Annotated in this window: 30 protein-coding genes; all 30 read left to right on the top strand. The window is 58.7% G+C overall.

The genetic code is table 11. The features are described 5' to 3' along the window. The first annotated feature begins 1 nt into the window (after position 1). The 30 genes from OYT1_RS11190 (at position 2) to OYT1_RS11050 (ending at position 23,207) form a co-directional block, all read left to right on the top strand. Positions 2 to 631: a DUF3164 family protein gene (locus OYT1_RS11190; RefSeq protein WP_062626746.1), complete on the top strand. Its 630-nt coding sequence runs from the start codon at positions 2 to 4 to the stop codon at positions 629 to 631. After that, entirely contained in the window at positions 631 to 882 is a 252-nt protein-coding gene (locus tag OYT1_RS11185) for a hypothetical protein (RefSeq protein WP_062626747.1), read from the top strand. The genes OYT1_RS11190 and OYT1_RS11185 overlap by 1 nt, the downstream gene beginning before the upstream one ends. A 66-nt stretch (positions 883 to 948) precedes the next feature. Continuing rightward, positions 949 to 1,224: an HU family DNA-binding protein gene (locus OYT1_RS11180; RefSeq protein WP_062626748.1), complete on the top strand. Its 276-nt coding sequence runs from the start codon at positions 949 to 951 to the stop codon at positions 1,222 to 1,224. A 62-nt stretch (positions 1,225 to 1,286) separates the two neighbouring features. Then, on the top strand, positions 1,287 to 1,988 hold the full coding sequence (locus OYT1_RS11175; RefSeq protein WP_062626749.1) for a DUF2786 domain-containing protein: 702 nt from the start codon (positions 1,287 to 1,289) through the stop codon (positions 1,986 to 1,988). Next, positions 1,985 to 2,434 (top strand): regulatory protein GemA, encoded by a 450-nt coding sequence (locus tag OYT1_RS11170; protein WP_062626750.1) that lies wholly within the window; start codon positions 1,985 to 1,987, stop codon positions 2,432 to 2,434. Before OYT1_RS11175 ends, OYT1_RS11170 begins: the two co-directional genes overlap by 4 nt. Next, a complete protein-coding gene (locus OYT1_RS11165) occupies positions 2,431 to 2,832 on the top strand; it encodes a hypothetical protein (RefSeq protein ID WP_062626800.1) in 402 nt (133 codons plus the stop codon). The genes OYT1_RS11170 and OYT1_RS11165 overlap by 4 nt, the downstream gene beginning before the upstream one ends. Before the next feature lie 30 nt (positions 2,833 to 2,862). Next, positions 2,863 to 3,051, top strand: coding sequence for a hypothetical protein (locus OYT1_RS11160; protein WP_145983707.1), 189 nt, complete (start codon positions 2,863 to 2,865; stop codon positions 3,049 to 3,051). Between the two features lie 198 nt (positions 3,052 to 3,249). Beyond that, positions 3,250 to 4,260 carry a phage protease gene (locus OYT1_RS11155; RefSeq protein ID WP_062626752.1) on the top strand — a complete coding sequence of 337 codons (1,011 nt, stop codon included), beginning with the start codon at positions 3,250 to 3,252 and terminating at the stop codon, positions 4,258 to 4,260. 62 nt (positions 4,261 to 4,322) lie between these two features. Further along, positions 4,323 to 5,354, top strand: coding sequence for a Mu-like prophage major head subunit gpT family protein (locus tag OYT1_RS11150; protein WP_232013177.1), 1,032 nt, complete (start codon positions 4,323 to 4,325; stop codon positions 5,352 to 5,354). Positions 5,355 to 5,413: 59 nt separating this feature from the next. Then, positions 5,414 to 5,791 carry a hypothetical protein gene (locus OYT1_RS11145; RefSeq protein ID WP_062626753.1) on the top strand — a complete coding sequence of 126 codons (378 nt, stop codon included), beginning with the start codon at positions 5,414 to 5,416 and terminating at the stop codon, positions 5,789 to 5,791. A 2-nt stretch (positions 5,792 to 5,793) separates the two neighbouring features. Then, positions 5,794 to 6,285 carry a phage protein Gp36 family protein gene (locus OYT1_RS11140; RefSeq protein WP_062626754.1) on the top strand — a complete coding sequence of 164 codons (492 nt, stop codon included), beginning with the start codon at positions 5,794 to 5,796 and terminating at the stop codon, positions 6,283 to 6,285. Next, positions 6,285 to 6,764 (top strand): phage tail terminator protein, encoded by a 480-nt coding sequence (locus tag OYT1_RS11135; protein WP_062626755.1) that lies wholly within the window; start codon positions 6,285 to 6,287, stop codon positions 6,762 to 6,764. The genes OYT1_RS11140 and OYT1_RS11135 overlap by 1 nt, the downstream gene beginning before the upstream one ends. Then, positions 6,761 to 8,224, top strand: a complete 1,464-nt coding sequence (locus tag OYT1_RS11130; protein WP_062626756.1) for a phage tail protein — start codon at positions 6,761 to 6,763, stop codon at positions 8,222 to 8,224. Before OYT1_RS11135 ends, OYT1_RS11130 begins: the two co-directional genes overlap by 4 nt. Positions 8,225 to 8,247: 23 nt before the next feature. Continuing rightward, positions 8,248 to 8,607, top strand: a complete 360-nt coding sequence (locus OYT1_RS11125; protein ID WP_062626757.1) for a phage tail tube protein — start codon at positions 8,248 to 8,250, stop codon at positions 8,605 to 8,607. 2 nt (positions 8,608 to 8,609) lie between these two features. Continuing rightward, complete coding sequence (locus tag OYT1_RS11120) at positions 8,610 to 9,698, top strand: hypothetical protein (protein WP_062626758.1); 1,089 nt, start codon at positions 8,610 to 8,612, stop codon at positions 9,696 to 9,698. Then, positions 9,698 to 9,859, top strand: a complete 162-nt coding sequence (locus OYT1_RS13700; RefSeq protein ID WP_172588548.1) for a hypothetical protein — start codon at positions 9,698 to 9,700, stop codon at positions 9,857 to 9,859. The genes OYT1_RS11120 and OYT1_RS13700 overlap by 1 nt, the downstream gene beginning before the upstream one ends. Beyond that, on the top strand, positions 9,856 to 10,176 hold the full coding sequence (locus tag OYT1_RS11115; RefSeq protein ID WP_110818380.1) for a phage tail assembly protein: 321 nt from the start codon (positions 9,856 to 9,858) through the stop codon (positions 10,174 to 10,176). Before OYT1_RS13700 ends, OYT1_RS11115 begins: the two co-directional genes overlap by 4 nt. Before the next feature lie 211 nt (positions 10,177 to 10,387). Next, positions 10,388 to 12,823 (top strand): phage tail tape measure protein, encoded by a 2,436-nt coding sequence (locus OYT1_RS11110; RefSeq protein ID WP_062626759.1) that lies wholly within the window; start codon positions 10,388 to 10,390, stop codon positions 12,821 to 12,823. Continuing rightward, a complete protein-coding gene (locus OYT1_RS11105) occupies positions 12,820 to 14,097 on the top strand; it encodes a DNA circularization protein (protein ID WP_062626760.1) in 1,278 nt (425 codons plus the stop codon). The genes OYT1_RS11110 and OYT1_RS11105 overlap by 4 nt, the downstream gene beginning before the upstream one ends. Continuing rightward, positions 14,090 to 15,103 carry a phage baseplate assembly protein gene (locus tag OYT1_RS11100; RefSeq protein ID WP_062626761.1) on the top strand — a complete coding sequence of 338 codons (1,014 nt, stop codon included), beginning with the start codon at positions 14,090 to 14,092 and terminating at the stop codon, positions 15,101 to 15,103. Before OYT1_RS11105 ends, OYT1_RS11100 begins: the two co-directional genes overlap by 8 nt. Before the next feature lie 91 nt (positions 15,104 to 15,194). Next, the gene (locus OYT1_RS11095) at positions 15,195 to 15,704 is read left to right on the top strand and encodes a phage baseplate assembly protein domain-containing protein (RefSeq protein ID WP_062626762.1); all 510 of its coding nucleotides are present in this window, start codon (positions 15,195 to 15,197) and stop codon (positions 15,702 to 15,704) included. Further along, complete coding sequence (locus tag OYT1_RS11090) at positions 15,704 to 16,102, top strand: phage GP46 family protein (protein ID WP_062626763.1); 399 nt, start codon at positions 15,704 to 15,706, stop codon at positions 16,100 to 16,102. Before OYT1_RS11095 ends, OYT1_RS11090 begins: the two co-directional genes overlap by 1 nt. Beyond that, the gene (locus tag OYT1_RS11085; protein ID WP_062626764.1) at positions 16,099 to 17,151 is read left to right on the top strand and encodes a baseplate J/gp47 family protein; all 1,053 of its coding nucleotides are present in this window, start codon (positions 16,099 to 16,101) and stop codon (positions 17,149 to 17,151) included. The genes OYT1_RS11090 and OYT1_RS11085 overlap by 4 nt, the downstream gene beginning before the upstream one ends. A 2-nt stretch (positions 17,152 to 17,153) precedes the next feature. Beyond that, positions 17,154 to 17,816 (top strand): hypothetical protein, encoded by a 663-nt coding sequence (locus OYT1_RS11080; protein WP_062626765.1) that lies wholly within the window; start codon positions 17,154 to 17,156, stop codon positions 17,814 to 17,816. Next, positions 17,803 to 19,287 carry a hypothetical protein gene (locus OYT1_RS11075; RefSeq protein WP_062626766.1) on the top strand — a complete coding sequence of 495 codons (1,485 nt, stop codon included), beginning with the start codon at positions 17,803 to 17,805 and terminating at the stop codon, positions 19,285 to 19,287. Before OYT1_RS11080 ends, OYT1_RS11075 begins: the two co-directional genes overlap by 14 nt. Next, positions 19,287 to 19,760, top strand: coding sequence for a hypothetical protein (locus tag OYT1_RS11070; protein WP_062626767.1), 474 nt, complete (start codon positions 19,287 to 19,289; stop codon positions 19,758 to 19,760). Before OYT1_RS11075 ends, OYT1_RS11070 begins: the two co-directional genes overlap by 1 nt. 10 nt (positions 19,761 to 19,770) lie before the next feature. After that, entirely contained in the window at positions 19,771 to 20,034 is a 264-nt protein-coding gene (locus OYT1_RS11065; RefSeq protein ID WP_062626768.1) for a hypothetical protein, read from the top strand. Positions 20,035 to 20,164: 130 nt separating this feature from the next. Then, positions 20,165 to 20,353, top strand: coding sequence for a Com family DNA-binding transcriptional regulator (locus tag OYT1_RS11060; RefSeq protein ID WP_084611991.1), 189 nt, complete (start codon positions 20,165 to 20,167; stop codon positions 20,351 to 20,353). Beyond that, positions 20,325 to 21,122, top strand: coding sequence for a DNA adenine methylase (locus OYT1_RS11055; protein ID WP_062626769.1), 798 nt, complete (start codon positions 20,325 to 20,327; stop codon positions 21,120 to 21,122). Before OYT1_RS11060 ends, OYT1_RS11055 begins: the two co-directional genes overlap by 29 nt. Before the next feature lie 435 nt (positions 21,123 to 21,557). Next, complete coding sequence (locus OYT1_RS11050; RefSeq protein WP_062626770.1) at positions 21,558 to 23,207, top strand: ArnT family glycosyltransferase; 1,650 nt, start codon at positions 21,558 to 21,560, stop codon at positions 23,205 to 23,207.

Here is a 23,207-nt window from a genome sequence, read left to right as displayed (position 1 = left end):
CATGATGAACACGACCGAAATCAAACCCATCCCCGAGGGATACATGCAGGATGCCAAGGGCGCTCTGTGGCCCAAGGACACCGTGCGCGAGATCGATTTGCTGCGCGATGACCTGGTGCGCGAGATCGTTTCCCGCGCCAAGGCGCAGTCCGAAGCGCTGGCGCAGTTCAAGGCCGGGGTATTCGGCGACATCGAGAGCTTCATCCAGCTCAGCGGCGAGAAGTACGGCGTGAAGATGGGCGGCATCAAAGGCAACGTCAGTCTGCTCAGCTTCGACGGTCGCTACAAAGTTCAGCGCGCTGTGGCTGAGTCGCTGGCCTTTGACGAGCGCTTGCAAGTGGCCAAGGAACTGATCGACCAGTGCATCCATGAATGGAGCCAGGGATCGCGCTCCGAAATCCGTGCTCTCATCAACGATGCCTTTCAGGTGGACAAGGAAGGCCGGGTGAACTCGGCGCGCATCCTGAGCCTGCGCCGCCTGGACATCGCCGACGAGAAGTGGAACAAGGCCATGCAGGCCATCGGCGAGAGCATCCAGGTGGCAGGCAGCAAGACCTACTTCCGCGTGTACGAGCGCGTCGGCGACACCGACCAGTACCGCCCGATCAGCCTTGATATTGCGGCGGTGTGATGAACGCGCTGATCGTTTTCCTCGGCACCTTCGCTACCGTGTTTGCGCTCGGATTCCAGAGCCAGAACGTGAATCAGGGCCACTACAAGGCCGCGATGCTGACCTCGTTCGCCATTGGCGGCGGCAATCTCGTGATCCTGCGTTCCATCCCGGACGGCAACCTGTACGCGTTGCTGGCCTATCTGCTGGCTGGGCCCATCGCCATCGTGGCCAGCATGTGGGTACACGAGCGGACGCTGGGCCGGAAGTAGCCCGTGGTCTGAATAACCACCTGTAGCAGATTAACGATTTACCCACCCACTGAAAGGAGCAACACCATGAAGAAGCAAGACCTCATCACTCAACTCGCAGCCACCAGCAGCATCAAGCAAGGCACCGTCGAAACCGTGCTGGATTACCTCGGTGTCGTCGTCCAGCGTGCGCTGGCCAGCGGTGACGAAGTGACACTGCCCGGAATCGGCAAGCTGCATGTCGAGCGCAAGGAAGCCAGCAAGGGCCGCAACCCACGCACCGGTGAATCCATCGACATCCCGGCCAAGAACGTGCCCAAGCTGAGCGTGGCCAAGGCGCTGAAGGATGCAGTGAACGCCTAAATCACCGCTTCCAGCCCGTTCTCCGAGCGGGCTGCGGGAGAGGGTTTAACAGAGAGAGAATGATGAGCGATTCCAGAAAAGACATCCTGAAGAAGATCAAGAAGTGCTTGGCACTTTCGGCCAGCAGCAACGAGCACGAAGCCGAGGCAGCCTTGCGTCAAGCGCGAGCGCTGATGGAGAAGCACGGCATCGACGATCAGGATGTGCTGGCCTTCGAGGCCAGCGAGCAGCATGCGAAGGCAGGAGCACAATCCAGTCCGCCACTCTGGGAGCAGGTATTGTCAAACAAAGTGGCTGATGCGTTTGGTTGCCAAGTGATATTTTCATCCGGCTGGGCGTTGAGTCCTGCCAAGTGGAAGTTCATCGGCTGCGGTGTGCATCCAGAGGTGGCCACCTATGCCTTTCAGGTGCTGCATCGCCAATGCAAACGGGCGCGCGCTGAGTTCATCTCCGACAAGCTGAAACGCTGCAAGCAGGCCACCAAGACGCGCCGCGCCGATCTGTTCTGTCAGGGGTGGCTGCATGCCGTATCAGGCAAGATCACCGCGCTGATCATTAATGAGCGCGAGGAGAGCGCCATTGATGCTTATGTGGCTAAGAACTACCCCAGCCTGCGCGACCTGAAGCGGCGTGATCGTAACGCCGGGCGCAACTTGAGCGACCGTGAATGCAACGACATTGGCGCTGGCTACTCCTCCGGCAAGAACGCTGAACTCAATCGCGGTGTCGGTGGTGCCGAGCAGATCAAGCTGGGGGCATCATGACCGATCTAACCAAGCACTACCTCCAGCTCGTCGGCATCGCCAAGGGATGGGCGATGAAGAGTCTGCCGGGGTGGAACGACGAGATCCACCGTGATCTGTTGCAGCGCCACGGCGCAATGGAGATCGATGGCCGTATCTCGGCCAGCAGCCTAAACGTGCCGCAGCTCGATGCGGTACTAAGCGACTATGAGCGGCGCGGCTGGAGTCGGCAGAAGCGCGTCTTCACTGGCGGTGGGGATGCCAAGAAAGTGCCGGAGCGCATCGCCATGATGGTGAGGATGTGGGGTAAGCTGGGCAAGGCTGGCAAGGTGGAGAAAGCCACCCGCCCGGCGCTGCTGGCCTTCTGCGCGCGTCAGGCTGGGCGCGCAGTGCCAAATCTGGATAGTCTCTCGGTGGCCGAGTCGCAGAAGATCATCGAAGCGATGAAGGGATGGCTGGCGCGATGACACACACTTGGCCATCGGTCGATGCTGAGCTGCTGCGCACGCTGCCGCCCGTGCTGGGGGCGGTAGTGCGGGCGCTGGGCTTCGGGCGCGCCAAAGAGTTCCTGGTCGAGCGCGGAGGGGTCAATCTCAGCATCCCTAAGCACCGTAGCGCTGGCCTTGGCCTGAGCGATGACGAGCTGGCCAGACTGCGCGAGATGCTCGCACCACACATGGATGCCGCCGACCGCGTCTGGATGCCTAAGCCTGATAAACTGTTCATCCGCGTGCGCGACGAGCAGATCCGCCGAGAAAAGCACCACTTCAGCATCACCGCCCAAGCGCGGCAGCATCACCTCTCTAGTCGGCACATCCTGAATGTGCGGCGCGAAGGGGATGATGCGCAGCTGGACTTGTTTTGAGGCAGAATTAGCGCCATGAATGGAGAGACCATGAAGCTTACTAAAGAGCAACTTGAGCTAACACGCCAGTGGTTTGATGCTGTGCAGGATCTAAATCCTAGATATCTGACCCAGGAGGATTGTGTTCTGGCAAATGCAATCTACCAAGAGTTGGGGATGCGAGTACCTCATTCCATTGTAAATATGCTGCCAGAAAAATCTGGAGCATCTTCCACCTGACGTACATGCGTTTAAAAATCACTACGTGCATTTGAAATGCCAGTGACCTGCCAAAATCAGGCCATCGCACCACCCAAACCTTCCAAGCCCTCAAAACGCGTTTAAATCGGTTTCGCTCCATCCTCGGGCGGGAAACATTTCCCGCCTCGTTTCAACTTCCCTCCAGCGGCATGATGCTCTCCATCAACAGGAGACCTCATGCCTCACAGCAATCAACAATCTGCCAACTTCGCCGCCCTCACCTTTGAGTTGGGTGCGGGTGGTGATGCGGTCACTACCGAGGCGCATCTGCTGCCGGTGGGGCCGTTCCGGTCGAGCGATGTGCGTCCGGTCGAGTGCGCCGCTTGGCAACTGGATGCCTCCATCGCTGCGCGGGTGATCGCCCGTGCAGCTGACCGCAAGACGGATACGCTGATCGACTACGAGCATCAAAGCCTGCGTTCGGAGACGAACGGCCAGAAGGTGATCGCGGCGGGGTGGATTCCCAACACATTCGAGTGGCGCGATGGCAAGGGGCTGTATGCCATCAATATCGGCTGGACGGGGCAAGCCCGTCGCGAGATCGCCGACAAGCAGTATCGCTATATCAGCACAGTCTTCTACTACGACGGCGTGACCGGAGAAGTGCTGGAGATCATTTCTGTTGCACTCACCAATACCCCCGGCATCGACGGGCTGGATGCGCTGGCCGCAATGGCGCGGGCGGCGTTGTCGCGGGGAGAACTTACCGATTTTTTAACCACAGGAGGAGCCGACATGGCACTGAATGACCAGCAAGCGGCAGCGCTCACCTCTGAGCGTGACAGCCTGAAGACCAACGTGACGGCTCTGACTACCGAGCGCGATGGATTGAACACCCAAGTGGCAGCACTGACCCGCGAGAACGGCGAACTGAAAACCAAAGTCGCCGCGATCGAGGACGAGAAGGCCAAGGCGGCGTTAGCGGCGGATAAGGCCAAGCACGCAGAGCTGCTGACGGCAGCGCTGACCGATGGTCGCCTGACTCCAGCGCAAAAGCCCTGGGCGGAAAAGCAGACGCTGGCCGCGCTGACCGAGTATCTGGATGCGACCAAGCCGGTGGCGCTGCTGACTAAGCAGGTGGACGGCAAAGATCAGGCTGGCAATCACGGCCTGAATGAAACCGAGCTGGCGTTCTGCACCAGGATGGGTGTGAAGCCGGAAGACTACGTTAAGAACAAGGCATCCTGATCGCCTGATCGCCTGATCTGACGTGGTACGGAATTGAGTTCTAAACTTTTTAGGAGATAACGATGTTTGCAAAAATTAGCTTTAAAACGTGGGCGCTGGCGTTGGTTGGCATGGTTGCTCTGGCATTGGTTCTGACCGGGCATTCTGCATTCAATGCCGATTCGGATACCGTGCTGATGGCATTCGGCGGCCTGCTGACTCAAGCGCAGATCCAAGCGCTGCACACTACCCTCAAAGCTCGTTTCAATGCCGGTCTGGCTTCGGCTCCCAATCAATGGGATAAGGTGGCGCGACTGATGCCGAGTGATGGTAAGTCCAACACCTATGCCTGGCTGTCGCAGTTCCCCGCCTTCCGCGAGTGGGTTGGATCCCGTCTGCACAAGAAGTTGTCCGAAAACGCCTACTCGGTGACGAACCGTAAGTTCGAGAACACCATCGACGTGGAGCGCACCGACATCGAGGATGACAACTTTGGTCACTATGGTGCAATTGCGGAAAGTTATGGTCAGTCGGTGATCGATCTGCAAAACGATCTGGTCTTTCAAGCCCTGAATAATGGCTTCGCCAGCCTGTGCTACGACGGACAGTTCTTCTTCGATACCGATCATCCGGTGTATCCGAATGAAGACGGCACCGGTGTCGCAGCGACCGTCAGCAACATGCAGGCGGGTGCGGGTGAGCCGTGGGTTTTGCTGTGTACTGAACGTGCACCCAAGGCGCTGTACCTGCAAGAGCGCATCAAGGCCCAGTTCGATGCGGTGACTTCGGCGCAGAACCAAAACGTGTTCGATCTCGATGTGTACAGCTTCGGCGGACGCTGGCGCGGCGCTGCAGCCTACGGCTTCTGGCAATGTGCCTTTGGCTCTAAGGCCACGCTGGATGCGGCCAACTTCCAAGCGGCTTACACCGCGATGATGAAGTTCAAGGGCGATGGCAATCGTAAGCTGGGCATCACTCCCGATCTGCTGGTGGTGGGCCCAGACAGTCAGGCCGCTGCTGAGGCTCTGCTGAAGGCTCAGCAGAAAGCGGGCGGTGAATCCAACATCAACTACAACAAGGTCAAGCTGCTGGTTACCCCTTGGCTGGGTGCCTGATCTGCTCCCGGCTCCCTCGCGGAGCCGGGTTTGAACTGAATTCATTGGGAGTTTGAATCATGAGTAAATCGATTGTAGTGGTGCTTTCCGTGCGAGTGAACCTCAAGACTGACATCGAGAGCTTCTTCCGCTGTGGCATCCAGTTTGGCCGCGAGTGGCAGGTAGTCGAGGTCGATGAGGCTACGGCGCTGCGCTTGCAAGAAGAACAGATGCTTGAGGTATCGGCAGACGCTGCCCCTGCCGCACCTGTTGCGCCCACCGACCCTGCTGAACGTGCTGCGGCGATCAAGGACGCGATCGCGAAACTGGATGCGGCTAACGCCACCTTGTGGAAGGCGGATGGTGCGCCGACTACGGTGGCCATCGAGACCTTGACCGGCTGGATCGTCTCGGCAGCTGAGCGCGACGCGGTCTGGGCTGAGATCAAGGCAGCCTGATCATGCCATTCGCCACCCGCTCTGATCTTTTGGCACGCAGCAATGCGCGTCGGCTGGCGCAACTGGCGGTGCCTGCCGATGTGCAGATGCCGCCAGTTGATGCCCTGCGGGTAGCGATTGAGGGCGGTGATCTGTCAGCGCTGACCAGTGAGGAGCACGCTTCGATCACGCTGGCGCTGTCGGCCATCGACGGGGCGCTGGTGGATGCGGCGGAGCTGCTGGTGAGCTACCGCATCCCGGCCACGTCCTCCAGTCCGCTGATCGCCCGTCTGTGCTCGACCATTGCGATGCACTACCTGCAAGGGGCCGAGCGGATGACGGACGATGTGAAAAATGCTTATGAGGCTGCCGTGGCCACGCTCAAGGCGCACGCTGAGGGGAAGCTCAACTTGTTACCGGTGAGCGTCGCTGAAGCCGCCCTGCCGGAAGATCAGGTGATCTTTTCCAGCTCGCCACGTCGTTATGGCAGCACCGTACCTGATAGCGGCTGGTGATGATCTCGCTCAAGCCCATCATCTTGATGCTGACCGATAAGCCCGTGTGGTTTGGCGGGCTGTGGTTCCGCAAGGTCGATGGTGCAGCGGCCTACGCCAAGATTCGCCCGGATGCGTTGCCCCTGCCCGCCGCTTGGGTGGTGCGCAGTGCAGATAAGGGTGAGCCGATCGGCGAGCGGCTGGACTCGGATGAGCCCGAATTCGACGTGGTGATCGCCATCGAGAATGCGCGCGGTCATGAGCCGGGCGAAACCGACGAGCAGCTGCTCAAGTATCGGCAAGCGGTGTACCGCTTGCTGCGCGGAGAGGAAGGCGCGCCGGACACGCGCCCCATCAAATGGCGCGGTGGCCGCGTGATCGAGTACACCGAAGACGACCTGTACTGGGCCGACCGTTACAGTTTTGAAGGCGTTATCAATAACTACCTGCCTGACCCGGCAGGTTTCAACAGCATCAATCGAACAGGAGGCACTTTATGATTTCCATTCCTCAACTCCCCGCCGCTCTGCGCTATCCGGGGGCGTATATCGTTGTTGACGGGTCTCAGGCCGGTCTGGGTGGCGACATCCCAGCTGTGCTGCTGGTCGGCCAAAAGCTGGCCACTGGTACGGCCCCTGCGGGTGAGGTGACTCGCCTCGCTGGCGTGCAAGACGCGATCAACAAGGCCGGTGCTGGCTCCATGCTGGCGCAGATGGCCGCTAAGTATCGTGCAGTCGATCCGGCGCTGGATCTGTACATGTTGCCCTATGCTGATCTGGTCGCTGGGGTGGCTGCCACTGGCACGATCACACCGACCGCAGCACCGACAGCCAACGGCACGTTGGCGCTGTACATTGCGGGCAAGATCATCAATGTGGCAGTCACTCCTGTCATGACCACGGCGGCTGTAGCTACTGCCATTGTGGCAGCGATTACTGCCGCCGGGAATGATATTCCGGTCACGGCGGCGGCTGTGGCCGCTGTGGTCACGCTGACTGCGCGCCATAAGGGCACCTGCGGCAATGCCATCGACGTGCGCACCAATCTGTACGGTGAGACTACTCCGGCAGGTCTGGCGCTGACGCTGGTGGCCATGACGGGTGGTGCCGGTGATCCGGTACCGGGAAATCTGTCTGCGATGTTGGGTCAGCAGCGCTGGTACCGCTATGTGGCACTGGGCATCAACGATGCTGCCACGCTGGCCGCTTGGCATGCTGAAAGTCAAACGCGCTACCTACCGCCGATCCAAGCGGGCTTCCGTGCCTTCACTACCTTCCGTGGTGACTACGCCACTGCGGCGGCATTTGGTGTGACCAAGAACTACGAGCACATCTCCAACCTCAGCATCGAGCTGAACCCCACGACCACCTGGGAAGCTGCTGCCATCGTGTGTGCCGCTGCTGCGCCACGTCTGGTGAATAATCCGGTGGAATCGCTGGAGGGTACACCACTGCCCGGCATGCTCGGCGTGAGTAATCATGACTGGACGAACGCCAACAGCCTGCTGTTCAAGGGTATGAGCTTGATGTCGGTGGCTAAGGACGGATCGTGCTTCATCAAGCGTCTGATCTCGATGTACCAGTTCCGCCCTGACGGTTCTGCCGATGATGCCTTCCTAGACATCAATACTGCCGAGGTGATGGAGCGTATCCGCTATGAGCAGCGCATCGGTGCGATCAAGCGCTTCACCGGATCGGCAGCAGCCAAGAGCAACGAGGGTTATCGCCCCGGTCTGCGGATCACCACGGTGGACGATGTACGCGCCTACCTGCTGAGCCTGTATCAGAACACGCTGCTGCGCGAGTACGGCTGGGTACAGGAGTACGGCTACTACAAAGATACGCTGGTGGTGGAGCAACACCCTACCGATCCGAGCCGCTTCAACTTTGCGGATCAGCCGGTGCTGTTGTCGCCGTACTACATCCTCGCCGGTGTGGGCCAGTTCCGCAAAGCGGTTTAACGATCTACTGAAAGGGGTTTGAAATGCAAATCAATAACATTCGGACGGTCTCGGCACCGTCAGTCGGTAAGCTGCCACTGGCAGATAAGCCCGGCACGTTTACACCCAGTGGCAAGAAGCGCGAGCATAAGCCCGGTCGGCTGGCCTCGGACGGCGGTTACACCGAGTCTGAGGTGGCCGCTAAGTTGGAGCTGAACCTCAACCTGCTGCCCGGTGTGAATGCGCAAGCGCTCAATAACATCAAGGATGAGGATGTCACGGTGCGGCTGGCCGATGGCAGTGTGCATCTGATGAGCTTGGCCTTTGTGGCTGATCCTGTGCCTGTGGACGGTGGTGAAAGCAAGATGACCATCATGTCCAACGTCTCTGAGCGTATCGCCTAGCCATGCGTATTCCCTACATGAATCCGCTGGGCGGGCCAGAGCGCTACGATGTCAATGGTTCAGCTCAAGTCTCAGGACTGGTCACCGCATTTCGTGACGACTTCAACGGTGCAGGGCTAAACCAGAGTGAGTGGAATGTACAACTAGGTGCGGGAATGTTCATCAACGTGGCTAACGGTGAGCTGGGGATCGTCAGCGGGGTCACCCCGAACTCGGAGACCATCATCACCGGCAAAACGCCATTCACGGTGCCGTTCCGGCTGTGGTTCATCATGCGCCTGAGCCAGCGTATCGCCAATCAGGAGTTCTATCTGGAGGCAGTGAACGCTGCGGGAGATATGTTGGCGCAATGGCTGCTGGATGGTGCGGTGCCAACGACTGGCAAGGTCGATGCTAGGAATGGCGGAAATACCAGCTCTGGGGCAGGAGCCTACAACATCAATGGAACGGGAGCAGATGGCATCTTGGAAATACAGCTTTTCCCGGATGAGTGCTGGTTCCGTGCACAAGCAGTGGATTCAAATGCTGGCCGCAATCTCGGCGTAGTGCGAACCCGGAACATCCCAGACCCCAATGATGAGTACTACATCCGGATCCGGGTGAGGAATCTCGGTGTGGCTCCTGCATCCAGCACGAGTCTGATTTTGGGTGCGGTATGCGGTCAGGACATCAATGAGGTTCCCGTAGAAATCACGGGTGGCCAGGGAGTTGGAGTCTTGGGTCAGTCCGTAGCTGTCGTATTGCCAGGTGGAGCAAACATACTGGTAACCAATATTTTCTACAACGATACGGTGACGCCTCTAGCTGCATCAGGAGTATTTACTGGAACCGCGCGTGATCTTGGCGTCTCGGGTGGTAGCACTACCGCCCGATTCACAGCTACAGTTTTCGCCGATCAAGCAGGGACGCTGTACATCGATATGAGCAATGACAACGTTACTTGGCGTCAGGCTAAAAAAGCACCGATGGTCGCGGGAGATAGTGTTGAGCTGTCTGCTGTTGTCGTCACTCGTTATTACCGAGCGCGCGTTGTGAATGGTGCTGCGGCACAAACAGCATTCATGTTGAACTCGAATGCCGGGAGGATCTGATGACGACTCACATACCATCTACGTATAACCCCTCCATCGCGCACATCGAGGATGCTGATGGGAACGTGTTCCAGGCGCTCAATGAGACCGGGGACGATTGGGATGAAGCCGCTACGCTGGCTCAGCGTGAAGCGTTCTATGCATCGAAAGGACAAAAATGAAACTTAATCACCCGATCACCTTCGGAAAATCGACTATCACTGAGCTGAAGTTTCGTGATCACCCTATTGCATCAGATTACTTATCGTTCGACCGACGCGGCGGCGTGGCGCAGCGGATCGCGCTGATCGCTAGTCTGACTGGTATGGACGAGGCGGTGATCGGACGGCTGCATGGTGTCGATTATCGCAGGGCCGAGGCGATGGCCGAAAAGATGATGGAAGATGATGAAACGGAAGCCTTGACTGATGAGGCGCTGTTTCCGAAGCCGAAAACGCCGGAACAGGAGGCGGCTGAAAAAAAGTCACTCGAATCGTGACGGCGGCGGCGCTGGTGATGAGCGTATTGCACCAGCCTGAGCCCGTTGTCATGTCGTGGCCACTGCATAAGCTATTCATGTACGCCGGGATCGCCGCCGCAATGTCGGGCACGACCTTCGACTGACTACTCTTCCTCGGGAAATATTTCCCGCCTGACCGCGCCGCTCGCGCGCACGTAAGCTCCGGTGTAAATCCACTGGAGCTTTTTTCATGTCTGAACCAGCCGTTCGCGCAGAGTTACACATCACGCTGAAAGATGGCACGACTGCCGGGCTGAAGAATATCGAGCAGCAGGCAGAAAGAAGCACCCGAAAAGTTTCCGAGACCAGCGCTGCGGCAGCCAAGAAATCCGCTAGCGAGACGGAATCATCTACCTCACAACAGCGTGCCAGTTACGAGCGCCTATCCCGTGCCAGAGAGGTGTTGGGCGTTCGTTCTGAGCGCGCCATCCAGCGTGAGATTCAGCAGACCGAGGCTGCCTATAGGCGACTGGAGGTTTCCGGAAAATTATCGACCAGTGAGTTGTCCGGTGCTTCCGATTTGGCACGGTCGCGGATAACTCGATTGGCCGGAGAACTTGCAAAAGTTTCGGATGGGTCGGTACAACCTCGCATCACTCTGAAAGATGGCGCGACTGCTGGGCTTAAGAATATCGAGCTGCAGGCGGAAAAGACCGCCAAAAAGATAACCGAGGCCAGCGCTGCGGCGGCCAAGAAATCTGCCAGCGAGACGGAATCATCTACCTCACAACAGCGTGCCAGTTACGAGCGCCTATCCCGTGCCAGAGAGGTGTTGGGCGTTCGTTCTGAGCGCGCCATCCAGCGTGAGATTCAGCAGGTCGAGGCCGCTTACAAGCGGCTAGAGTCATCCGGCACGATGTCTCAAGATGCGCTTGCTCGCGTAGCCGACAAGACCCGCGAGAAGATCACTCGTCTCACCAACGAGATGGGCAAGCTGACTGCCGAGCAGAAGAAGGTCACGCAGGAGGCAGAGCGATTCGAGAGGATCAACTCGCGACTGCGCACTGGTGTTGCCGTGGGCGCGGGTGTGGCAGCGGCTGGCTATACCCTGTCTTCCCCGGCTAAGGCAGCGATGTCATTTGATGAACGCTTGGCTGGCATGGCGAATACCGCCTACGCTGAGCGGGACGCAGCGGGTCGCAAGGTAGGTATGAAGGAGCTGGAGGCGGTCATCAATCGATCTACTCAGCCCGGCATTGGCGGTGGAACCCGCGAGCAGGCTGCTGAGGCGCTGGATGCGATGATCGCCAAGAACACCCTAGGGTATCAGCGTTCGGTTGAGTTCTTGCCGACAGTGATGAGGACGGCCAGCGGGGCCGGTGCCGACCCGACACAGATATCTAACCTCGCCAGTGTGTTGGTCGGTCAGAAGGTGGTGTCCAATGATCGTGAACTGAAGACGGCGCTCAACATGATCACTGCCGCCGGTCAGGCGGGTGGATTCGAGATCAAGGATATGGCGCGCTGGCTCTCCCAGCAGATGCCATTGGCCGGCAAGGCTGGCATGATGGGGCTGGACGGGTTGCAGAAAGTGCTGGCGATGAATCAGGCTTCTGTGCTGACCGCTGGCACGACTGATGAGGCGGGGAACAATGTCCGCAACCTGCTGGCCAAGCTCGCCTCCAAGGATACTGCGACGGACTTCGAGAAGGCTGGACGTGGAGACTTGACCACGTACATGATGAATCAGCGGCTAAAGGGGAATGATGCGGTCACCGCCTGGATGAGCATCATCGACAGTGAGGCCGAAAAAGACCCGCGCCTGAAGGCCGCCATCGCCAAGCTTAATGAGACTAAGGACAAGGGTGAGCAGGCGCAGATTCTGGAGTCCATCAAGGCGTTGTCCGAGGGCGGCGTGATCGGCAAGTACTTCCAGGACATGCAGGCCGTGGGCGCGCTGATGGGGCTGCGCAACAAGGATGTGGTCGGCAATGTCGATGCGGCTGTCTCGCGCAATCGTAAGGAATACGGCGTCAACGATGTGAACTATGAGGTGATGTCTGGGACGGCATCATTCCAGGTGCGAGCAGCGGAGCAGGCCAAGGATTCGGCTCAGAAGAGTGCGATGGATGGGCTGACACCGGCCATTGGTCGAACAGCAGCCATGTTCACCGATATCGCCAATAAGCATCCGGTGCTGATCGGTGCAACGACGTTGGCCACTGGCGCGCTTGCTGCCTTGGCTACTGCTGCCGGGCTTTCGTCGCTGGCGCTGGGTGGAAAGGAAAATGCCATCGCTCGCACCGCATCGAAATACATGCCTGCCATCGGCAAGACAGCGCGTGCGGGTGGCGTGGGTGTTGCTGCCCTAGCGGGTGGGTACGCTCTCGACAAGGCATTCGGGGAGGAGTCCGCCATTAGCCGGTATGGATCGTCAGCCCTGACCGGAGCTTCGTTCGGAGCGCTGTTCGGCGGGCCGATCGGTGCGGCGGTAGGCGGTGGTCTGGGGCTGGCCTTTGAGGGTATCAAGGATCTGCTCAAGCCAGCGGAACAGAAGCCGGTGGATGTGAATGCCAAGATGACGGTCGGCCTCGCACCCGGCCTAGTGTTGCAGAGCCAGTCCATGCAGTCTAGCGGCCCGGTCAAGAGTGTGATGAACACCGGCAATATGTGGGGTATCCCATGAGCTGGGCGGATCGGATGGTGACGGCCCGGTTCAGGGATAACCCGTTCCTGACAGAGAGCCACGATACCAAGGGCGGTCGCCGTTTGGTGGTGCATGACTACCCGGGCGGCGAGGAGCCGGTGGTTGAAGATATGGGCGCGAAATCGGGCGAGTTTCGCCTGAATGCCTACTTCATCGGATTTGACTACGACCTGTTCCGTGATGCCTTTCTAGTGGCGCTGAATACGCCGGGTGCGGCATGGTTGGATCATCCGTGGCGCGGTCAGGTGTGGGTGCGTGCGCGCGATTGGTCGATCCACGAAAGCAACGATAAGGGCGGTTATTGCACCATCAGCGTGGACTTTGTGCCGGGCGGTAAGGACGCGGCCATGCCTACGCCAGATATGGCAGATGTGGCCAGTTACAGTTGTGCCAACTATCTGACTGGGGTGATGGCCGACTTCAATCTGGACGCTATCCCTGATCTGGGAATGCTCAGTTTAATTGCCACGGTACAGATGCAGCTAGACAAGCTGCGCACCATTATTTCGCTGGCACAGTTGCCCCTCACGGTATTGAGCCAGGTGCGCAATGTGATTGATGGACTCAAGACTGATTTGGCGGTGTTGCTGGCCACGCCTGCCAGCTATGCAGCAGCGCTGCGATCCTTGGCTAATGTGCTGGGGGCGGTCGAAAAGGCACCTGTCGTGGGTAAGGTAATGAGCACGCCTTCTGCGGCTTCGGTGGGCAGTTTCGCAGCTCAATTGGCTGGGATTAGCAACGCTTCGGTGGCGGCGACTGGGTCGGCAGCCACTGCGTCCTCGGCTCTAATCGCCGATACGGCACTGCCCAATCTAGTCACACATTTGGTGACGATGGCCACGCTGCCGGTGGTGATGCCGGGTGGCTCGGGTGACTCGCCGGCGCTGCGCCGCAATCTGATCCGCGAAGCCAGCCTGCGTGGCCAGCTGCTGTTGGGTGCGGCGGCGCAAGTGGCGCTGGCGGACTATCGGGTGGCCAACGACCGCGATGTGGTGCTGGCCAGCGTGGTGGGTGCGATCGACCAGATGCTGCCCTCGATGTCGGACACGGTGTTCCAGCTCGCGCTGGATATGCGCGCGGGGCTGAGCGATGCGCTGCTGGCGCAGTCGCTGGAGCCCGCCGTGGTGCGCGAGGTGGTCAACCCACTGCCAGCGACGGTGCTGGCGCATCGGATGGAGGTGGCTGAGGAGATCTTTCTAGCGGTGAACAAGGTGCGGCATCCGCTGTTTGTCCAGGGGAAGGTCTATGGCTGAAGGCATCATTGAGATCCGCTTCGATGGCCAGCGCTATGGCTACTGGCAGAACGTATCGGTGCGCGAGTCGGTGGATGATCTGTGCGCCTCGATCAATTTGGGGATCACGCTGCCCGGTGCGGGCGAGGCGCTGAAGCTGTCTGCCAATACGGTGGTCGAAGTGCTGGCTGATGGTGAGCTGGTCAGCACGATCCGTTCGGGCAAGATCGAGCGCGACGTGCGTGCGACCGATCACACCATCCAGTTTAGCGCGCGGTCGCTGGCGCGGGAGCTGGTAGATTGCCAGTACTCGAAGACGCTGAATAATCTGAAACTCGAAGAGGTTGTGAAGCGCATTTGTAAGACGTTCAACGTGCCAGTGAAGGTGGCCGCGAAGACAGCCGTAGTGCCCAGTTTCTCGATGCAGTGTGAGACCCCAGCTAATGCGCTGATCAATGCGGCGCGCACAGCCAATCTGCTGCTCTACCCACAGCCGGATGGTGGGCTGATCTTGACCGAACCCGATGCAGGCGAGGTGGTGGCCACGCTGGTGTATGGCGAGCACATCAAGAGCTACAGTTTGGTAGATGACTACGATATGCGGTTCTCGGAATACGTGGTGAAGAGCTTCGATTATGAGAGCGGCGCGGCGCTCAAGGGGGCCGTCAAGGATGATGGCATCAGCTTCTTTCGCCCGATGCACATCGTGGCTGATCGGCATGGCCACAGTCATGGCGGTTGCGATCGGCGCGCAGTACTGGAGCGCAACCGCAGGCTGGCCAGAGCGCATTCGATCAAGCTGACGGTGCAGGGGTGGCGGCATGCGACAGGCCTTTGGGCGGTGAACACGCAAGTGCGCGTGGTGATTCCTCATGAGGACATCGACGGCGTGTTCCTGATTGGCGATCGCACGCTGGGGCAGGATGATCGTGGCGGCTCCGTTACCGAGCTGCATGTGATGCACCGCAATGCGTTTGCGGGCGAGCCGCCGAAGAAAACCAAGCGGAGTGCGGGGGCGCGGCGATGACACGGTGCGCGGCAGCGATGGGTGCGGGAATCGCCGCAACTCACCTCATCTACACCATGAACGGCTCCTCTGAGCGATGTGAGGTGAGTCGATGATCGGTAGCGTATGGAGGCGTTTACAGCTGCTCTGCGCGCAGGGCGTGGTGAACCTAATCGGTGCCGACAAGATTCAGGCGCGGGTGCTCGATGGGGAGCCGCTGGACAATATTCACCGCGTGGAGCCCTACGGCTTCAGCTACCGCCCCAAGCCTGGTAGCCGGGCTTATCTGTTTTTCCCAGCGGGTGATCGATCCTATGGCGTGGCGCTGGTGATCGGCGATAAGCGTTACCAGATGGATCTGCAAGAGGGGGAAGTGGCGCTGCATGATGATCAGGGGAACTTCGTTAAGATTGGTCACGGCGGTGTGGTGACGGCCAAGGCATCGGCCAAGGTGATCGCAGATACCCCGCTGTTTGAGACCACACAGGATGCAAAGATCGGCGGGAAGCTGATCGTGATGGGTGGTGCAGACATCATGGGAGCTATATCGAACAACGGCAAGAACGTCGGCAGCTCGCACACCCATGCGGAAACCGGAGTCAATACTATGGGGGTCAACTGATGCTGAAACTGGTACAAACTGGCACGGGAGTGTTCGATCTGGCATTCGATGATCCGGCGCTGGCCGACGAGGATGCTGCTGTGGCCACGCTGGTGTATGCCGTGTTGTTTTCAGATGCTGAAGCGCCCCTGGCCCGCTTCCATGATCGCTATGATCGGCGCGGATGGTGGGCTGATCCCGCTGCCGGATGCGGCCTGTGGCATCTGCGTCGCCAGCCGCTGGGCAGCGCCGCTCGGCGCGAGACGCTGGCCATGATTAAAAGCGCGCTGACTCTGCATGGGATGAGCGGCGTTGAAGTCATTGACCTCCCCGATTCGGCGGGAAATGTTTCCCGCGTTACTCTGCAAGTCACCGGACTGCACAATGGCCGCCAAGCCATTGTGAAAGTCCCGTTGTGACCCCGTACAACCGTCCCTCGTTTACCGATTTATTAACGCGCATCGAGAGTGATCTCGCTGCGCTGCCTGCTGTGCTGCGCAGGTCGCTTGCCGCAACCTGGGCGCGCGTGGCAAATGGCGAGCACGGGCATCTGGACTGGATCGATGCGCAATGCTCTCCGTTGACCTGTGAGCTGGAACGCCTCTCCGACTGGGCGGCGCTGTACGGTGTGGATCGTCTGTTGGCGACGGCTGCCTCGGGTGCCGCACTCGTTACCGGAAATGTCGGGGCTCAGGTGTTGGCTGGCACGCTGCTGCGCGGCTCCAATGGGTTGGATTATTCGGTTCAGGCCGCAGTGGTGCTAGGCGCAGGCGGTGTGTCCGTATCGCTGCGTTGTGCGGTATCGGGTGCGGCAGGCAATCTGGCGGCAGGCCAAGTATTGTCGCTGGTCGATCCCATTGCCGGGGTCAATAGCGCCGTTACCGTGGGGGCGCTGGGTATCACGGGTGGGGCCGACGATGAGCTGGTTGATACATGGCGTGCGCGGGTGGCCGATGAATGGCGCACCGTCACGACGGAGGGCGCGCGCTCAGGCAAGCCTAAGGATTATCGCCATTGGGCTAAGAGTGCTCACCCGTCGGTGTCGGGGGCGCTGGTGCAGCTACACACCCTGGGCATCGGTACGGTGGTGGTGCGGCCTGTCTGCAATGGGCTGGCGAACCGGCTGCCAACTCAGGCCGTGCTCAATGCAGTGGCGGCCTATTTCGATCCCGTAGTGCCTGCGACGGCGGACTGGCGTGTGGTCGCGCCGACTGCGCGTCCCGTGACGCTAACTATTCATCTACTCCCCGCTGTCGATACGGCACCGAATCGTGCGGCGATCAGCGCGGCGCTCACCGATCTGTTTCTGAGCAAGGGCGGCACCGATACTGAGGTGGTGCAATTGCTGTGGGCGGAGGTGGATACGGTGATCTCGCTCACCACGAATCAATACACGGTTGATGAGAGCGTTCCCATTGTTTGGGCGGCGCATGAAGTGCCGGTCTTGCAGCCGATCATCTGGATCTAGCCGTGCAGATCCAGCCCTATACCGCCAGTGATTATGCCGATGCGCAGCGTGCGCTGCTGCCGCCCGGCGCGGCTTTTGATTGGCCTGCCGGTGGAGTTGGCGATGCGCTGCTCACAGGTATGGGGGCGGAGCCTGCGCGCGTGGGTGAGGCTGCTCAGCAGGTGCTAGATGCCGCTATTGAGGTGCACCGCCCGAAGCATGGCAGCTGGCATATCAGCGAGTATCGCCGGGTTGCCGCAGCAGCACTCTCTGGTGCGATCGATGTATCTCCTCGCAGCGCATTTCGCGTAGGCAGCCATGTGGGTGAGCGGATTTGGAGTGCCGCGGCGCACGGTGTGTCTTTCCCTGTTGAGGTGGTGACGCGCGCTGCATTTTGTGTGGGTAGCGGTGCGGGGCAGCGCCTTTGGAGTCCTAGCGGGCCAAATACTAATTTCTCAGTGGGGTTGTACAGCGTCGATCATTTGATGGGGCCACTCCGCGTTGGATCGCATGTTGGCGATGCGACATGGGGTGCGCGTGCGCGTCACATATTGAGGGTGCGCTACTACCAGTCTGTTGTTGATCCAAAGCCGATGTGGGATGCACTTGCCGCTTTCAAGCGGGCTCATGTGTTTTTGTGGTTTGAAGATGTTACTGGAGATGGAGGGGTATATGGACAGAATTAATGGTGCGGGGCATGTGAACCGCCGATTTGTTACGGAGGATGCCGCGACTAGCCGCCCTCCGACTGAGGTCACGGATACATGGCTGAATGGCATCCAAGAAGAAATCGCGGCGGTGATCGAGAGTGCAGGTGTTGTGCTGTCCTCAGCATCCAATACTCAGTTACTGGCTGCGCTGAATACGCTATTCACGAAAAAAGCGGGCGCGACTGGGTTGATCCGCTCGTTGACCTTGGCAGGCGGTGGCATCGTGCGCGAGTGGGGGGACGTGGTTAATGACGCGACGGTCGGTGGGATTGAGTTTGGGTTTAGCTACAACGCGAATATCAATCTGGCCACAGGCGCATGGCTTGGCCGCGATATTGCTGGCCCTTGTTTTTTGCGCAAGTTGAACGACACCGGCGTGAGTGAGGAAATCTGGTTTGCACCAACGGCTGCGGCGGGCGTAGTTCCTGCATGGACGTGTGTCAATGTGATCGATCCATCTGGGGTGTCGAACACCAACATTAGCGGTAAAAATCTGCTGGTCAACGGGAATTTTGACACGTGGCAAAAGGGTGGTGGGCCGTTTGTTAATTGGACGTTTTTGGCTACCTATGCCAGCGGGGACTATGGATATACGGCTGATCGCTGGACATGTGGCCGTTTAGGTAATGTCGCGGGGATGACCATCAGCAGGGTAGCAGGCCTGACCCCTGACGCAAACTATGCTCTTAAGTGTCAGCGAGTCGCTGGGGACGCATCGGTCAATCAGATGTATGTGGACTACGCCTTCGCTACATCTGAGATTCAGGGGTTTCAGGGCAAGCAGATTACGGTCAGCCTCGATTTAATTACGGGGGCTAACTTCTCATCAGCCGGCTCAAATATCAGTGTGAGTGCGGTCTATGGCACAGGTGCGCAAACACGACCATCCAACGGTTTTACAGGTTTAACTGGTGAGTCCGTTGTATTTTCTGTGCCACCCGGACAGACGGTGACTAGATATTCAAAATCCTTTGCACTTACCGTTCCAGCGAACTGCACTCAGATGGGGCTGCGCATTAACTTCGCACCGGTGGGTGTCGCCGGAGCAGACGACAGCTTCACCGTGGGACGAGTGCAGCTGGAAATTGGTAAGGCGGCAACGCAGTTCGAGGTTGTGAGAATTGACGACAACTTACGCCGCTGCATGAGGTACTACCAAGTAGTAGATAGTCTGAACGGTATTGCTACTGCCCCGCCGCTCGCGTATGCAGGATACGGCGCGGCGGGCAGCAATCACTCAATTTATCAGCCCTTGATGGTGCCGATGAATTCATTACCAACCGTAACGAAGGCTGGAGCCTGGACGGTGGCCAACTGTGGCCAGCCCACAATCACAGCAGGGCAGACTCATGTCGGAGCGACAGCGTCAATCACCGCGCTGGGGTCTTTCTCCTACTCAAATCCAGCCGCTGCACTTTGCTACACACTTGATGCGAGGGTAATTTAATGATCACGCTAAATGAAACCGGCACTCACCTGATCGAGACCACTGATGAGGGATACGACCGCCACGTACCCATTGATCCCAATAATGGGCACTACCGTGAACTACAAAAGCGGCTGGAGGGCTGGACGGAGACGTTGGAGGATGGTTCAGAGATTTGGCACGAGGCGACGGAAACACTCATGCCATTCCAATCATCGGCTGAGCAGGTCATCGGCTCACTGTCGGCTGCCATCCAGCAGCATCTCGATGCTTGGGCGCAGACGCGTGGCTACGATGGCATTCTCTCGGCCTGCACCTATGCCACCAGCAAGGTGCCGCGCTTCAAAACCGAAGGACAAGCTGCTGTGAATGCTCGTGATGAGGTCTGGTCTGCGGCCTATACCCTACTGGAAGAGGTGCAGTCAGGTGCCAAACCGATGCCTACGATGGACGAAGTAATCGCCACTCTGCCAGTTCTGAGCTGGCCTGCGTAGGAGAGCTAAAATGAATTTAACCAACATCAACAACGACAAGATGTTGCACTTCTTTTTGACTGCACTACTGGCCGTGCTGTGCATGATTGCGCTGTTAGCGTTCGCGGGGCCGGTAATACACCAATACGCCAAGATCATCTCGATGGCGGTGTGCGCGGCGGTGGCGCTGGCCAAAGAGCTGTGGGATGCCCGGCACCCATCCCACACCAGCGACGGCCTCGACTTCGTTGCCGGGATGACCGGCGCGGCCTGCGTGCTGGCGGTATTGCCTTAAAGAGACGGTGCGACCGGGATGGGTGTTACGAGCACCTAACCCAGCCACCATCCGCAGAAGCGTCCTGCGTTTAGCCTAGGCACCGTGCTGTGATCACAGCGGAGCGGAGGCTACCACGCTGGAGTAGTAGATGGAAACTGTACGATGCGGCGCATGTAATCGAAAACTGGCCGAAGCGGAATTCACCCGCCTAGCAATCAAGTGTCCGCGCTGCGGCACGATGAATCAAATGATGGCCACGAGCCACCGACCTGCGCGCCACGGAGCGTCCACCCAAGAGGAGACGCACCATGCAGGACACACAAGCCCCGATCTTTAACAATTTGCACTCGCCGATCATCCCGTGGATCGGCGGCAAGCGGCGACTGGCCAAGACCATCATTCCGCTGTTTCCAGCCCACAGCTGCTACGTCGAGCCGTTTGCTGGTGCTGCAGCTCTGTACTTCCTGAAGCATCCGGTGAAGGTGGAGGTGCTCAACGATGTGAACGGCGATCTGGTGAATTTGTACCGAGTAGTCCAGCACCATCTGGAAGAGTTCACCCGTCAATTCAAATGGGCGCTGACCAGTCGCCAGATATATAAGTGGATGCAGGCCACGCCCGAGGAGACGCTGACAGATATTCAGCGGGCGGCGCGGTTCTACTACCTCCAGAAAAACGCCTTTGGCGGCAAGGTGGACAAACAAACCTTCGGCACCGCCACCACCAGCGCGCCGCGCCTCAACCTGTTGCGGCTGGAAGAAGACCTGAGCCAAGCGCACCTGCGTTTGTCGGCGACCTTCATCGAGCATCTGGACTGGGCGACCTGCATCACCAAGTACGACCGCGAGCACACCTTGTTCTATTGCGACCCGCCGTATTGGGGGACGGAAGGCTACGGCGTGGACTTCGGCTTAGAGCAATACGACCGCATGGCCGAGCTGGCCAGAACGATCAAAGGCAAGATGATCATCAGCGTGAACGACATCCCGGAGATGCGCAGGGCATTCTCTGGCCTGACGATGGAGAGTGTGCCGATCACCTACACGGTCGGCGGCGCTGGCCGGAATCGGGTCAAAACGGCGGAGCTGATTATTCGTAACTGGTAATGAAAAAGCCGACCTATTGAAGTCGGCTTTCTTGTCGTTTTAATCGTGTTTAAACTTCATTTAACTAATGTTTATTCTCCGTCCTGAAATCAATCTTTTTTTGATATATTCACTGTCCGAGAATCAAACTCAATCTGTCCGAAAATCAAAGCCGCTTTACTGGAAGCCTGACCAGCCGGAGCCGCGCAGGGAATCCCGTTAGGGATGGCGGATTGGGGGCGATTTCTTTTGGTTCCCTTTCTTGGCAAGACAAGAAAAGGAACTAGCTGCCGGGCTGCGTGGTTGTTGGGGCTTTAGCCCCTTACAACCACGGCGTACCCCTTGCGGGTGCAACCCCCAGCGGTCTTCGTCGAACCCAGCCAAACTCATACTGAACACGCCCCCCATTTTGTATTAGCATTCGCCGTCCACAAAAACGCAGCTCCCAACGCATCTATGCCCACCACCCACGCCCGTTGGCTGATCCTCATCACCTTGCTTGCCAATGCGGCGGCGATGTTTTCGCCGGTGATCAACAGCGGGGACTCGATCACCTATGCAGCCTTGGCTCAGCATATCGCGCTGAACAACGATTGGACGAGTCTGGTGCTGGACGGGCAGGACTGGCTGGACAAGCCGCACTTTCCGTTCTGGGTGACGGCGGTATTCTTCAAGCTGTTCGGCAGCAGCGCGTTCAGCTACATCCTTCCCGGCTTCCTGTTCCACCTCGTCGGCGGATACTTTACCTATCGCATCGCTCGACTGTTCTACGGGCGGGAGGTGGCGTGGCTGTCGGTGCTGGTGTTCGTGTCGGTGTATCACCTGATGGATTCGTCCATCGAGGTGAAGGCAGAGACTTATCTCACCGGCTGTATCATGGGCGCGAGCTATTACTGGTTGCGCTACGACGCGCAGGCGAAGCTGAAATACCTGCTGCTGGGTGCGCTGTTCAGTGCGATGGCGGTGATGACCAAGGGCGTGTTCACGCTCATCACCATCAGCAGCGGGCTGGTGTGTATGTGGCTGTATCAGAAGCAGTGGCACAAGCTGTGGAGTGGTAAGTGGTTACTCGCTTTGGTGTTGGCTTTGCTGTTCACTGCGCCGGAGCTGTTGGCGTTGTACGTGCAATTCGACGCCCATCCCGAGAAGGTGATGTTCGGCCAGACGCATGTCTCCGGCATCAAGTTCTTCCTGTGGGATAGCCAGTTCGGGCGCTTTTTCAATACGGGGCCGATCAAGAACACGCAAGGTCATCCGTTCTATTTCGTGCTGGTATTCCTGTGGGCGTTCCTGCCTTGGGTGGCGGTGTTCTTGGCGTCGATGTCGTCGGGTGTCCGTCGGCTGTTTACGCGTAACGGCGAAGATGGCGCGGGCTTTGTGTTTTTGTGCGGCGCGTTCTTCGTCACTTTCGGCCTGTTCAGCGCCACCAGCTTCCAGCTCGACCACTACACGGTGATCCTGTTTCCGTTCGCGGCCATTCTGTGCGGAAAGTTTCTTGCTGACTGGCTCAGTGCCGCCTCGGTTGGGCGCGGTCTGCGTTATGTGCAGTGGGGCATCGCCGCGTTGTTGGCTGGATTGGCGGTGGGTTTGAGTATCTATGTGGCGAATACCTTGTTGATGATGGTGGTGCTGGGGGCGGCGCTGGCGCTGCTCGCGTATGTGTACGCAACGCGCCAGCAAGTTCGACTGGGCGCGGTGATGTATCCGGTGTTGGCGATGAATCTGCTGTTCGTGTTCTTGTCGCTGATGACTGCACTTACGCTGAGCAAATATGACGTGGCGCACAATGTGGCCAAGGCGCTCGCAGGCCAACCTGCGCAGCCGGTGTATCTGCATCAGATGTCTTTGCAGGCGCGGGAATTTTCGCTGTATCTACAAAAGCCGTGTGAGTCGGTGGATGATTTTGCAGCGATCCAGCCGCAACGCGGCTTTCAGGTGGTGCTGAAGGAAAGTGACGTGCCACGCTTTGCGCAGCGTTATCCGCAGTTCAGCCGCATCGCCTCGTTGCAACTGATGATCCACAAGACGGGGACGTTCCCTAAGATGCTGAAGATGGCCCAAGGCACCTGGCCGACCGACGAGATCGCCGTTCTGCACGTTCCGTAG

This window comes from Ferriphaselus amnicola (genome assembly GCF_000974685.2).
Classification (GTDB): domain Bacteria; phylum Pseudomonadota; class Gammaproteobacteria; order Burkholderiales; family Gallionellaceae; genus Ferriphaselus; species Ferriphaselus amnicola.
This window is presented reverse-complemented; position numbering and strand designations above follow the sequence as displayed.